9 protein-coding genes are annotated in these 13,181 nt (G+C 73.8%); 7 read left to right on the top strand and 2 right to left on the bottom strand.

What is annotated here, in order from left to right; all coding sequences use genetic code 11:
- Nucleotides 1–374 precede the first annotated feature (374 nt).
- Nucleotides 375–1,115 (top strand): ABC transporter ATP-binding protein, encoded by a 741-nt coding sequence (locus tag ABTY56_RS01680; RefSeq protein WP_350625380.1) that lies wholly within the window; start codon nucleotides 375–377, stop codon nucleotides 1,113–1,115.
- 283 nt (nucleotides 1,116–1,398) lie between these two features.
- Here ABTY56_RS01680 and ABTY56_RS01675 read toward each other — a convergent pair whose 3' ends face one another.
- Together ABTY56_RS01675 and ABTY56_RS01670 are read right to left on the bottom strand one after the other, a co-directional pair.
- A complete protein-coding gene (locus ABTY56_RS01675) occupies nucleotides 1,399–3,015 on the bottom strand; it encodes an alpha/beta hydrolase (RefSeq protein ID WP_350625378.1) in 1,617 nt (538 codons plus the stop codon).
- Nucleotides 3,016–3,265: 250 nt separating this feature from the next.
- Nucleotides 3,266–3,856 (bottom strand): TetR/AcrR family transcriptional regulator, encoded by a 591-nt coding sequence (locus tag ABTY56_RS01670; protein ID WP_350625376.1) that lies wholly within the window; start codon nucleotides 3,854–3,856, stop codon nucleotides 3,266–3,268.
- 239 nt (nucleotides 3,857–4,095) lie between these two features.
- On the opposite strand from ABTY56_RS01670, the gene ABTY56_RS01665 reads away from it, so the two are divergent.
- The 6 genes from ABTY56_RS01665 (at nucleotide 4,096) to ABTY56_RS01640 (ending at nucleotide 13,144) form a co-directional block, all read left to right on the top strand.
- Nucleotides 4,096–5,271 (top strand): FAD-dependent monooxygenase, encoded by a 1,176-nt coding sequence (locus ABTY56_RS01665; protein WP_350625374.1) that lies wholly within the window; start codon nucleotides 4,096–4,098, stop codon nucleotides 5,269–5,271.
- 105 nt (nucleotides 5,272–5,376) lie between these two features.
- Nucleotides 5,377–5,898: a MarR family winged helix-turn-helix transcriptional regulator gene (locus tag ABTY56_RS01660; RefSeq protein WP_350625372.1), complete on the top strand. Its 522-nt coding sequence runs from the start codon at nucleotides 5,377–5,379 to the stop codon at nucleotides 5,896–5,898.
- A 212-nt stretch (nucleotides 5,899–6,110) separates the two neighbouring features.
- Nucleotides 6,111–6,599, top strand: a complete 489-nt coding sequence (locus tag ABTY56_RS01655) for a hypothetical protein (protein WP_350625370.1) — start codon at nucleotides 6,111–6,113, stop codon at nucleotides 6,597–6,599.
- Entirely contained in the window at nucleotides 6,596–7,462 is an 867-nt protein-coding gene (locus ABTY56_RS01650) for an NmrA family NAD(P)-binding protein (protein ID WP_350625368.1), read from the top strand. Before ABTY56_RS01655 ends, ABTY56_RS01650 begins: the two co-directional genes overlap by 4 nt.
- 418 nt (nucleotides 7,463–7,880) lie before the next feature.
- Nucleotides 7,881–11,771 (top strand): Pls/PosA family non-ribosomal peptide synthetase, encoded by a 3,891-nt coding sequence (locus ABTY56_RS01645; protein WP_350625366.1) that lies wholly within the window; start codon nucleotides 7,881–7,883, stop codon nucleotides 11,769–11,771.
- Entirely contained in the window at nucleotides 11,768–13,144 is a 1,377-nt protein-coding gene (locus ABTY56_RS01640) for a M1 family metallopeptidase (RefSeq protein WP_350625364.1), read from the top strand. Before ABTY56_RS01645 ends, ABTY56_RS01640 begins: the two co-directional genes overlap by 4 nt.
- The last annotated feature ends 37 nt before the right edge of the window (nucleotides 13,145–13,181 follow it).

Genomic DNA, 13,181 nt, shown 5'->3' with positions numbered 1-13,181 from the left:
GCGTCGACCGGCCCCGCCCATCGATCCGGTCCGGGCACAAATCGGCCACGGGCGGACACTTCGAGAGCACTCCGGCGCATTGATCACCGGCATTCGGTCACCGGATAGCGGACGATGCTGTCAGAAACAGTCCAGAAACGGAAGGGACTTGCGCGAATCAAGTAAGCAGTGAGCAAATTCCATCATTGATAGCATCCCGGCCGGGATGCCCCATTGAAATGCCATGCACACTTCACAACTCCGGTTCCATCGCGCTCCTTTGGCCGACGAGCTCCGTCCGCACGGATTCCTTCCCGGGATCCTGAACCGGCGGAGCCGCCGTACCCGTAGAGCCGAATGGAACCGGGCAACCACGCCCACTGGGGGGACGACGCATGACGCAGGACCAGGCCGCCACCGTCACCACCACGACCACGGACGCCGAGCCGATGGTGGCCGTGACCGATCTCCGACGCAGCTTCGGCACCGGCGAGCGGGCCGTGCACGCCCTGCGCGGCGTCTCCTTCACGATCGGCCGCGGCGAACTCACCGCGCTCAAGGGCCGATCCGGCTCCGGCAAGACCACCCTGCTCAACCTGGTCGGCGGCCTGGACTCCCCGACCGCAGGCGGCATCTCCCTCGACGGCATCGACCTCGGCGGACTGAACGAGGACGGACGACTCGCCCTGCGACGGGAGCGGATCGGCTTCGTCTTCCAGTCCTTCGGACTGATCCCGATGCTCACCGCCGCCGAGAACGTCGGCGTACCGATGCGGCTGCGCAAGGTCGCGGCGGCGGAGCGCGAGGAGCGCGCGCACGCCCTGCTGGCGCTGGTCGGCCTGGCCGACCACGCCAACCAGCGCCCGGGCGAACTCTCCGGCGGTCAGCAACAGCGCGTCGCCATCGCCCGTGCGCTGGCCAACGAGCCGGGCCTGATCATCGCCGACGAGCCGACCGGTCAGCTGGACTCGGAGACCGGCCGCTCGATCATGGAGCTGCTGCGCGCGGTGGTGCGCAGCGAGGGCGTCACGGTGCTGGTCGCCACCCACGACCCGACGCTGATGGAACTCGCCGACCGCGTGATCGAGCTCCGGGACGGGCGGGTCGTCGAGGCGGAGTCGGCGCAGGCCGCGTAATTCGCGGAAAACCGGTCGGCCGCACGCCGACCGGTCATTCGACTGCGGAAGGCCCGAATGGGAGAGCGTGACGATTCGTCACCTCGGATGGGTTCGGCGACGATCTTCCGCCGATTTCCCGGGGAGTTCCGGGAGTTCCGGGACCGGGAGTTCCGGGAGTTCCGGGAGCGATTCGAGCCGGAAACACGGTTGTGGTGGCCGGCACCGCCGACCACCACAACCGTCACCTCGTCCGTCAGGCCTTCAGGCCGTCAGAGCGTCAGACATTCAGAGCTTCAGAGCTTCAGACCGCCGGGAAGATCTCCGCGTCCGGCTTCAGCAGCTGGCCCGGCTTCGGCGCGGTGCCGTCCACCAGGTAGCGGGTGACCAGGTCGTTCAGCGCCTTGCTGCGGCCGACGGCGCAGTGCTCGATCGAGTCGACGCTGACCAGCACCGCGTTGCCCAGCTCCTGCTGCATCCGCTGCGCGAACTTGTACTGGGTCGCCGGGTCGTAGAGGTTGCCGATGACCATCACGGTGTTGGAGGTCTTCTTGTTCCACGGGCCGGAGAAGCGCTCGGCGTCCCGGGCCGGGGCCGGCCAGCTGGCGCACGCGGGCGCGTCGAAGGCCTGGTAGCGGCCGAAGGTCGGCGACTCCTGCTCCCAGGTCTTGGCCACGTTCGCGAACACCCGGTCGTTCGACGGGTACGGCTTGTCCTGGCAGTTGACGCCCATGTAGGAGTCGTCGGCGGTGTACTCGGAGTCCGCCGGGGCCTCCCGCAGCGCGCGCGGCAGGTTCACGGTGAGGAGGTTGGCGTCCTCCTCCGAGACGTTCGCCTTCGGGGCCAGCAGGTTGGCGGCGTTCGGCTTCTGCAGCACCTGGTACGTGGCCTGCAGCGACTTGGCCAGCGGGGCCAGCTTGGCCTGCGAGTACAGGGCGCCGGCGACCTCGCTGGTGAAGCTGGACAGCGTCACCTGGGAGCCGTTCGGCAGCGTGATCGGGCTGGTCCGCAGGTGGTCGCGGAGCCCGTCGAACTTGGCCCGGGTGTCACCCTCGCCGAAGGCGCAGCGCGGGGCACCCGCGGCCTGGCAGCGCTTCAGGAACTCGTCCAGGGCCAGCTCGAAGCCGCCCGCGCGCTGGCGGTCGTACTCCAGGCCGTTGTGCAGGCGCAGGTTGGGGTCGACGTTGCCGTCGATGATGACCGCGCGGACCTTGTTCGGGTACATGTTGGCGTACGTCGAACCGATCAGGGTGCCGTAGGAGAAGCCGGCGAAGGTGAGCTGGGAGTCACCGACGGCGCGGCGCATCCGGTCGAGGTCGCGCACCACGTTGATGGTCGACATGTGCTCGATCAGCGGGCCGGCGTTCTTGCTGCAGGCGTCCGTGTAGTCCTGGTCCGCGTCCAGGGTCTCGTTGACCTCGGCCTTGGTGACCGGAACGCCGACCATGCGGTTGTTGACCGCGTCGGCGTCCTCCTGGGTCTTGAAGCACTTGAGGGGGTTGCTCCGGGCCACACCGCGCGGGTCGAAGCCGATCAGGTCGAACTTCGACTGCACCTCGGGGCCGAAGCGGCTGGTCGTCGCCCACAGGTAGCCGCTGCCGCCCGGGCCGCCCGGGTTGAGGAACAGCGAGCCGATCCGCTTCGACGGGTCGCTCGCCCGGCGCCGCATCATCGCGATGCCGATCTTCTCACCCGACGGGTTGTCGTAGTCCAGCGGCACGGGGTAGACGGCGCAGTCGTAGATGCCCGGGTCCGGCTTGGTCGGGTCGGGGTTGCACGGGGTCCAGGCGACGGGGTCGACCTTCGCCTCGGCCAGACCCGGGGCCGGGTCGATCGGCGCCGCCGACGCGGCGACGGCGGAACCGGTGACAAGTGCGAGGGCGCAGGCGACCGCTCCGGCCATCGTGGATATGCGGGACAAGGAACCTCCTCGGTCCTGAAAAAGGGCTGCCCCAGCCTGTCAGCCGGAGATCTCCGTGGGAAGACCTCGGGGCAGCGCAAAGTTCTCCGCACACCATTCCGCGGACCGCAGAATATTCTGTGAATGAACAGACTTGACGGTCGGTTGACCTGACGATTGGTCATCCGATGCCGATCCGCCGCAGCCGTCGACGACGCGGGTATGGCGACGCGTCGGAGCAGTGCTTCCACCGGACGACGGAGAAGCGGCGTCAGCTACCGCCCGCCCCGCGCAGGGCCGCCGTCACCAGTCCCTGGATCTCGTCGGCCCCGGGCTCTCCCCCGCCCACCAGGCGGTCGAAGACCAGACCGTCGATACAGGCGAGCAGCGTGCCGGTCCGCCCGTCCGGGTCCGGCACGCCCCGCTCGGCGAGGAAGGCCCGGACGGCGGCGCGCCCCGCGTTCTCCCGTGGCACGAGGATCTCCCGCAGTTCGGGATCACGGACGCTCTCCACCGCGCACGCGTACCGAGCCAATGAGCGTCGCCGTCCCTCACCGGAAAGCCGATGCCGCATCAACTCCCCGATGCCGTCGACCAGTTCTGCCACCGAGCGGACGGGAACCAGCTCGCCCATGGTCTGCAGCTCACCCTGGTCCAGCTCCACGAGCCGGCGCACCAGTGCGGTGAGCAGCGCCTGCCGGGTCCGCAGGTAGGCCGAGGTGGTGCCGGCCGGCAGCCCGGCCGCCGCGTCCACCGCCCGGTGGGTCAGCCCGCGCACCCCCAGGTCCGCCAGCACCCCGATCGCCGCGTCCGCCAACACCGTCCGCCGGTCCGGCCGCCCCTGCTCCTCGTCTCTGCGCATCCCCCTTTTCTACCGGCACCGCCCCCGTGGCCAGTACCGGCGCCGGACCCTCCCGGCCGCTGCCGGGGGCAGCCTCTCCGGTTCGGGATACGACCGGCCGAGGGCTCGGCGTGCGGGCCCTCCCCGCCTTCTCCGGGCCCCACCCCACCGCCCGCCCCCGCCGCCCGGGCCGACGTAAGGCCGCAGTACCCTCCTTCTACATCTGTAGAAAGCAGCGTGTGACACGGGAGGGACCGGGCATGGGCAGCAACAGCGCGGTGGTGGTCGGGGGCGGGATCGGCGGGCTGGCGGCCGCGATCGGGCTCCGACTGGTGGGGTGGAACGTGACGGTGATCGAGCGGGCGACCGTCCTGGACGACGCGGGGGCCGGCATCTCGCTGGCCGCGAACGGGATGCGCGCGCTCGCCGCCCTGGGCGTCGGCGCGGCGGTCGAGGCGGCCTCGCGCCGCCAGTACACCGGCGGCACCCGCACGCCGGACGGCCGCCGGCTGGCGGTGATGGACGGGCGGGCGCTGGAGCGGGAGCTGGGCGCGCCGATCGTGGGCATTCCGCGCGCGGCCCTGCACCGGATCCTGCGCGAAGTCCTGCCGCCCGAGTGCCTGGTGACCGGCGCCGAGGCGACCGAGGTGGACACCGCGCACCCCTCCCGGATCCGGGTCACCCACGGGGACAGCACCCTGGACGCCGACCTCCTCGTGGCGGCCGACGGGGTCAACAGCCGCATCCGGCGCCACCTCTTCCCGGGCCATCCCGGGCCGGTGTACAGCGGCTCGACGGTGCTGCGGGCGATCACCGAGCGCCCGGTCGACGGACTGACCGCCGACTTCGAGATCACCTGGGGCCACGGCGCCGAGTTCGGCCACCTCGCCTTCCCGGACGGCACGGCCGAATGGCACGCCGTCCTCAACGCCCCGGCCGGGGTCCGCTACCGCGACCCGCTGACGGAGGTCCGCCGCCGCTTCGCGCGCTGGCACGAACCGGTCCCCGCACTGCTCGCCGCGACCCGCCCGGAGGCGGTTCTGCACCATGACGTCAACGAGCTGGCCACCCCGCTGCCCTCGTACGTCGCGGGCCGGACCGCCCTGCTCGGCGACGCGGCGCACGCCATGACGCCCCACCTCGGCCAGGGCGCCTGCCAGGCCCTGGAGGACGCGGTGACCCTGGCGGCGGCCCTCGCCGGGGAGCGGACGGTCGAGGGCGCGCTCGCCCACTACGACGCGGTCCGCCGGCCCCGAAGCCAGACCGTCGCCCGCGACGCCCGCCGGGCCGGCCGGATGGGCCAGCAGCTGGCGAACCCGCTGGCGGTCGGCCTGCGCAACGCCGCGATCCGGCTCACTCCGCCCGGCGTGATGGTCCGGACCGTCCTGAAGCACGCCGACTGGACGCCACCCCGGATCGCGCCCCGCACCGCCTAGATCCCGCGCGCCCGGGGCCCCCGCCCCCCGAACCCCCGTACCACCCGGGGGAGGGCCGCCTCCCACACTTGACGACCCATCCGATTAGGCGCCATATTACTTCTCGTGACACAGCACCCCGAGCCCGACCAGGGCGCCCCCAGCCTCGACCAGGCCCGACGCCAGATCGCCCGCTACGGCCTCACGGCCGACCCGCAGGCGGTCCTGGTCGCGGCCCGGCTGATGGCGGCGGGCGCCCGGGTCGGCCAGGCCGGCGAAGTGCACTTCGGCCGCTTCGGGCTCTCCACCGGCCGCTACCGCCTGCTGGCCGACCTGGAGGACCACGGCGGCGAGAAGTCGCCCTCCCAGCTCGCGGCGAGCCTCGGCGTCACCCGGGCGACCGTGACCGGCCTGGTCGACGGCCTGGAACGGGAGGGCCTGGTGGCCCGCCGGCCGTCCACCGAGGACGGGCGCGGCAACGTGGTGATCCTCACCGCGCGCGGCGCCGACAAGCTGCGTGACGTGGCGCCCGAGCACTTCGCCCGGATGCAGGCGATAATCGGCGGCCTCTCGGTCGAGGAGCGCACCACCTTCCTCGACCTGCTGGCCCGGGTGGTCGCGGGGATCGACGCACTGACCGCGGACTGACTCCGGACTGATCGCGGACCGATCGCGGACCGACCACCGGCCGACCGCGAACCCGCCCGGACCGCACCCCACACCCCGCACCTCGCACCCCGAAGGCGGGCCGCCCGACGGCCCGCCTTTCCTCAAACCCCACTAGTTAGGCACCTAAGCACAAATACTTAGGCGCCTCATCGGATTCACCGGAACCGCAACCCCGAATGTGAGGACACCCCATGAGCAAGAAGGCCCCCGGCGCTCCCCCGCCATTCGTCCTGTGGCGGGAGGTCTTGGTCGCCTACCTCATGCCCGCCGTCACGGCCGGCCTCGGCGGAGCCGCCACCCGGCAGCAGCAGCTGGTGGTTGCCGCGCTCACCACCATCGGCGGCACCTCGGCCCTCGTGGCCGCCGCCCTCGGCGCCGTCCTGCGCCGCCGCCCGGTCCGCATCCGGCCCGTCCGGACCCCGCGCGCCGTGGCGGCCGCCATCCTCGGCCTGGCCGCCGCCGCGCTCGGCCTCGCCGTCGGCCTGGCCGCCGCGCGCTGGCTCCCGCACGTCCCGGCCCTCGCCGACAGCCCCTGGCCGAAGCGACTGCCGGTCGATCTCCCGGTCTCCGCCGCCATCGCCGCCACCATCACCACCTGGCGCTGGCGCGGGAGCCGCCGCACCCGCGAGCCGCAGCACCGACTCCACACCGCACCCCGACCCGAAGGGCAGACATCATGATCGTCATCATGGGAGCCGCCGGCGCCACCGGCGGAGCCACCCTCCGCAGCCTCGCCGCCCTCGGCGCCTCGACTCGCGCGCTCAGCCGCGACCCCGCCCGCCTGGCCGCCGGACTGGACGAGCGCACGCTCGCCCGCACCGAGCCGTTCCAGGCCGACGCCGCCGACCCGGCCTCCCTCCGCACGGCCTTCCACGGCGCCCAGCAGCTCTTCCTCACCATGGCCAACAGCCCGGACCAGGTCCGGTACGAGCTGAACGCGATCGACGCGGCCCTCGACTGCGGGGTGGAGCACATCGTCAAGGTCTCCGCACCCGCCGCCGAGCCGGACTCCCCGGTCGCGGTCTCCCGCGGCCACCACCTGATCGAGGAGCGCCTGCGCTCCTCCGGCGTCACCACCACCGTCCTGCGCCCGTACGCGTTCATGCAGAAGCTGCTGCTCCTGGCGCCCGGGATCGCCGCCGCCGGGGTGGTGCACGGCGCGACCGGCCTGGCGCGCTGCAACTACGTGGACGTCCGCGACATCGGCGACCTCGCCGCCGACACCCTCACCCGCCCGGATCTGGCGGGCGGCACCTACCCGCTCACCGGCGGGCGGGCCTACAGCCACCCGGAACTCACCACCCTGCTGGGCGAGCTGCTCGGCCGCCCGGTCCGCTACGTCGACCTGCCCCCGGCCGAGCTGCACGCCCACCTGGTCGCGCGGGCCGGGATGCCGGCCTGGCTCGCCGCCCACGTGGTGGAGATCCAGCGGCTCGCCGTGCTCCGCCGGGAGACCCCGGACGGCACCTTCACCCACGTCACCGGGCGCAGCCCCCGTACCCTGGAAGCGTTCCTCCAGGAGCATCTGCACCGCTTCCGCTGACCGTCCCGCCTCGGTCCGGCCCCGCCCCGCGGCGGGCCCGGACCGACCGGGACACCGGGCCGAAAGGACCGCGAAAACGGCCGAAGCGCCGGACCCGCCACCCGAAGGGAGCAGTATTCGCTGTGGTGTGGATCACGAACGAAAATGCGAACTGACGAACCGTCAACTCGACTGACCGGTCGTCACTCCGGTTCCACGAAGCCTCAGTTGTCGACTGATGCGACGTCAGATTCGCTCCGCCTCGGCCAAGTTGGCCACACACCTCCCCCTGCGCCGCCGAAGATCCGGAGCTACCATCGGTCAGGTTGTCCGCTCCGGCCCCGGAGTGGGGTCACCCGGTTACGGCGAGTGGTCCCACCGCCCCCAAGGGCCGGGCATCGATCGGAACGGGGCGAGGACGAGGAGCGCACGGGCTGCCATGACAGCTGAACCGAGCCAGTCGAACGAACCGAGCCGACCGCTGCAGACCGCCCAGCCGCCGCACGCCCTGTTCCCGGGCCGCCCGGCCGCCGCGCCGCGCACCCTGGTGGACGTCCTGGACGCCACCGTGCGCGCCCATCCGGACGAGCCGGCCCTGGACGACGGCCGCGCCGTGCTCAGCTACCGCGCGCTGGCCGCCGAGGTCGAGCGGCTGCGCCGCCGGCTCGCCGCTGCCGGGATCGGCCCCGGCGACCGGGTCGGCGTGCGGGTGCCCTCCGGCACCAACGACCTGTACGTCTCGATCCTCGCCGTGCTCGCCGCCGGGGCCGCCTACGTCCCGGTCGACGCGGAGGACCCGGACGAGCGCGCCGAGCTGGTCTTCGGCGAGGCCGGCGTCGCCGCCGTGCTGGGCGCCGAGCGCGCCCTCGCCACCACGGCCGAGCGCGCACCCGCCGCCGAACGCCGTCCCACCCCGGCCGACGACGCCTGGATCATCTTCACCTCCGGCTCCACCGGCAAGCCCAAGGGCGTCGCCGTCAGCCACCGCAACGCCGCCGCCTTCGTCGACGCCGAGGCCGCGCTCTTCCTCCAGGACGAGCCGATCGGCCCCGGCGACCGGGTGATGGCCGGCCTGTCGGTGGCCTTCGACGCCTCCTGCGAGGAGATGTGGCTGGCCTGGCGGCACGGCGCCTGCCTGGTGCCCGTCCCCCGCTCCCAGGTGCGCAGCGGCGCCGACCTCGGCCCCTGGCTCGCCGAGCAGGAGATCACCGTGGTCTCCACCGTCCCGACCCTGGCCGCGCTGTGGCCGGCCGAGGCGCTGAACGAGGTGCGGCTGCTGATCTTCGGCGGCGAGGCCTGCCCGCCCGAGCTGGTGCAGCGCCTGGTCACCGAGGGCCGCGAGGTGTGGAACACCTACGGCCCCACCGAGGCCACCGTGGTCGCCTGCGCCGCGCTGCTCACCGGCGACGGCCCGGTGCGCATCGGCCTGCCGCTGGACGGCTGGGACCTCGCCGTGGTGGACGAGGCCGGCGAGCCGGTCGCCCCCGGCGGCACCGGCCAGCTGGTGATCGGCGGGGTCGGCCTGGCCCGCTACCTCGACCCGGAGAAGGACGCCGAGAAGTACGCCCCGCTGCCTTCGCTGGGCTGGGAGCGCGCCTACCGCAGCGGCGACCTGGTCCAGGCCGACCCGGCCGGCCTGCTGTTCCTCGGCCGCACCGACGAGCAGATCAAGCTGGGCGGGCGCCGGATCGAGCTCGGCGAGGTCGACGCGGCGCTGCAGGCCCTGCCCGGCGTGGCGGGCGCGGCCGCCGCCGTGCGGACCGCGCGCGGCGGCAACCAGCTGCTGGTCGGCTACCTGGTGGTCCAGGACGGCTTCGACCGCGAGCAGGCCGTCGAGCGGCTGCGCGCCGAGCTGCCCGCCGCCCTCGTCCCGCTGCTCGCGACGGTCGGGACCCTGCCGACCCGGACCTCCGGCAAGGTGGACCGCAACGCCCTGCCCTGGCCGCTGCCCGACCTGGAGGCCGCCGGCCCCGGTGAGCAGCTGTACGGCACCGAGGCGTGGCTGGCCGAGCAGTGGTCCGAGATCCTCGGCATCAAGGTCGGCGGCCCGCGCGACGACTTCTTCGCGATCGGCGGCGGCAGCCTGGCCGCCGCCCGGCTGACCACCCTGCTGCGCACCCGCTACCCGAGCGCGGCCGTCCTCGACATCTACCAGCACCCGACGCTGCGCAAGCTCGCCCGACACCTGGAGCGCACCGCCGCGGACCGCACCGAGGCCCGCACCGTCACCCTGGTGCCGACCAGGGCCAAGCTGCTGCAGTTGCTCCTGCTGATCCCGCTGTTCACCGTGGTCGGCCTGCGCTGGACGGTCGCCCTGCTGGCCGCCGGCAACCTGCTCACGCACCTCGGGGACTACCCGTGGGCGCCCACCGCCTCCTGGTGGTGGGTCGGCGCGGGCGCGCTGGCCCTGTACACCCCGGCGGGGCGGCTGGCGGTCTCGGCGGGCGGCGCCCGGCTGCTGCTGCGCGGCCTGCGCCCCGGCAGCCACCCGCGCGGCGGCGCCGTCCACCTGCGGCTCTGGGCGGCCGAGCGGCTCGCCGAGCTGAGCGGCGCCACCTCGCTGTCCGGCGCCTGGCTGGTGCGCTACGCCCGTGCGCTGGGCTGCAAGGTCGCGTCCGACGTCGACCTGCACTCGCTGCCGCCGGTCACCGGGATGCTCAAGCTCGGCCGCGGCTGCGCGGTCGAGGCCGAGGTCGACCTGTGCGGCTACTGGCTGGACGGCGACCGGCTGCTGATCGGCCAGGTCAAGGTCGGCTCCGGCGCCGTGGTCGGCACCCGTTCGACGCTGCTGCCCGGTGCCCGGGTGGGCAAGCGCGCCCAGGTGGTGGCCGGCTCCAGCGTCACCGGCCAGGTGCCGACCGGCCAGCGCTGGGGCGGCGCGCCCGCCGCCAAGCTGGGCCGCGCCGAGCGCACCTGGCCCAAGGAGCGTCCGCACCGCCAGGCCCGCTGGGCCGCGCTGTACGGCGCCAGCGGTGCCGTGCTCGGCCTGCTCCCGGCGCTGCCCGCCCTGGCCGGCCTCGCCGTGCTCTCCGGCTTCGTCCACCAGGGCGACTCGCTCGCCGCGGCCCTCGGCGGCGCGCTGCTCGGCCTGCTGCCCGCGACCCTCGCGTACGGCGCGGTGTACGCGGCGCAGCTGCTGGCGCTGGTCCGGCTGCTCAGCATCGGCCTGGTGCCCGGCACCCACCCGCTGCACGGCCGGGTCGGCTGGCAGGCGTGGACGGTCACCCAGCTGATGGACCGGGCCCGTGAGGTGTTGTTCCCGCTGTACGCCGGGCTGGTCACGCCGCTGTGGCTGCGGGCGCTCGGGATGCGGATCGGCCGGGGCGCCGAGGTGTCGACGGTGCTGGCGCTGCCCAGCCTGACCACGGTGGGTGACCACGCTTTTCTGGCCGACGACACGCTGATCGCCCCGTACGAGCTGGGCGGCGGTTGGGTCCGGCTCGGCGAGGCGAAGGTCGGCGACCGGGCCTTCCTCGGGAACTCGGGGATGACCGCGCCGGGCCGCTCGGTGCCCAAGCGCGGCCTGGTCGGCGTGTTGTCGGCGACGCCGGCGAAGGCGAAGAAGGGCGGCTCGTACCTGGGCATGCCCCCGATGCGGCTGCCGCGCTCGGCGGACCAGGCCGATCAGAGCCTGACGTACGAGCCGCCGGCCCGGCTGCTGTGGGCGCGCGGGCTGGTCGAGGTGGTCCGGGTGGTGCCGGTGCTGGCCTCGGGCGCGCTGGGCCTGCTGACGGTGGCGGCGCTGTCCTGGCTGGCGGCGGGCTCGCCGCTGACCGCGGCGCTGCTGTCGGGCGCGGTACTGCTGGGCGCCGGTGCGGTGGCCTGTCTGGTCGCGGTGGCGGCGAAGTGGCTGCTGGTCGGGCGGTTCCGGGCGGTGGAGCACCCGCTGTGGAGCAGCTTCGTGTGGCGCAACGAGCTGGCGGACACCTTCGTGGAGATGCTGGCGGTGCCCTGGCTGGTCGGCGCGGTGCCGGGCACGCCGGTGCTGAACCTGTGGCTGCGCGGGCTCGGCGCGAAGGTCGGGCGCGGCGTGTGGTGCGAGAGCTACTGGCTGCCGGAGGCCGACCTGGTCACCCTCGGTGACGGGGTCAGCATCAACCGGGGCTGCGTCGTGCAGACCCACCTCTTCCACGACCGGATCATGCGGATGGATACTGTGGTCCTCCGCGAGGGCGCCACCCTGGGCCCGGGCGGGATCGTGCTGCCCGGCAGCACGGTGGGCGCGCGCAGTACGCTGGGCCCGGCCTCGCTGGTGATGCGCGCCGAGTCCGTCCCCGCCGACACGCGGTGGCTGGGCAACCCCATCGAGGTGTGGCAGACCACGTCATGACCGCCTCGACGACCACCCGTCCCGGCCCGCAGGAAGCGCTCGTCCCCGTGAAGTCCAAGCACGCCCCCGCGGCCGCCGGCGCCCCGGACCCGTACTTCCCGAACAGCGGCGACCACCGCTACCGGGTGCACCGCTACGAACTGACGCTGGACTACCGGCCCGGTCCCAACCGGCTGGCCGGCTCGGCCCGGCTGAGCGCGGTCGCGGACACCGCCCTGGCGGAGTTCGCGCTCGACCTGGCCGAGTTCCGGATCGGGCGGGTGCTGGTCGGCGGCCGGGCCGCCCGCTACACCCACCGCGCCGGCAAGCTCCGCATCCGCCCGGCGAAGCCGCTCGCGGCGGGCGCCGCGTTCACCGTCGAGGTGCACTACTCCGGCAACCCGCGCCCGGTGCGCAGCCCGTGGGGCGGCCTGGGCTGGGAGGAGCTGACCGAGGGCGCGCTGGTGGCCAGCCAGCCGGTCGGCGCGCCGTCCTGGTTCCCGTGCAACGACCGGCCGGCCGACAAGGCGACCTACCAGATCGCGGTCACCACGCCGTCCCCGTTCACCGTGGTGGCGGGCGGCCGGCTGCTGACCCGCACCACCCGGGCGTCCAGCACCACCTGGGTGTACGAGCAGAGCGCGCCGACCCCGACGTACCTGGTGACGGTGTCGATCGGCCACTACCGGGCGGTGCCGCTGGCCGCCCGGCCGGCCGTGCCGCAGACCGGGTACGTGCCGGAGCGGCTGGCCGACGGGTTCGCCCGGGACTTCGCCCGGCAGCCGGAGATGCTGAGCTACTTCGGCGAGGTCTTCGGGCCGTACCCGTTCGGCGAGTACGCGGTCGTCCTCGCCGACGAGGAGCTGGACGTCCCGGTGGAGGCGCAGGGCGTCGCCACCTTCGGCACCAACCACCTCGGCGGCGGCTGGGAGCGCGAGCGGCTGATCGCGCACGAGCTGGCCCACCAGTGGTTCGGCAACAGCGTGACGATCGCCGACTGGCGGCACATCTGGCTCAACGAGGGCTTCGCCAAGTACGCGGAGTGGCTCTGGTCCGAGCACGCCGGCGGCCCCGCCGCGGCCACCCGCGCGGCCGTCGCACACACGCTGCTGGGCGGGCAGCCGCAGGACCTGACCCTCGGCGACCCGACCCGCAAGCTGATGTTCGACGACCGGCTGTACCAGCGCGGCGGTCTCGTCGTGCACGCGCTGCGGCGGACGCTGGGCGACGACGCGTTCTTCGCGATGCTGCGGGACTGGACGAGCCTCAACCGGCACGGCGTGGTGAACACCGCCGACCTCCGGGCGCACGCCTCCCGGTACACCACCACCCCGCTCGGCCCGCTCTTCGAGGCCTGGCTGGAACGGCCGGAACTGCCGCCGCTGCCGGGCTGAGCACGCGGCGGGGCAGGCCGGTGGTCCGGTCGGACAC

It is taken from the genome of Kitasatospora sp. NPDC097691 (genome assembly GCF_040302665.1).
GTDB lineage: Bacteria > Actinomycetota > Actinomycetes > Streptomycetales > Streptomycetaceae > Kitasatospora.
The sequence above is the reverse complement of the archived record's forward strand: the minus strand, read 5'-3'. Positions and strand labels throughout refer to the sequence as shown.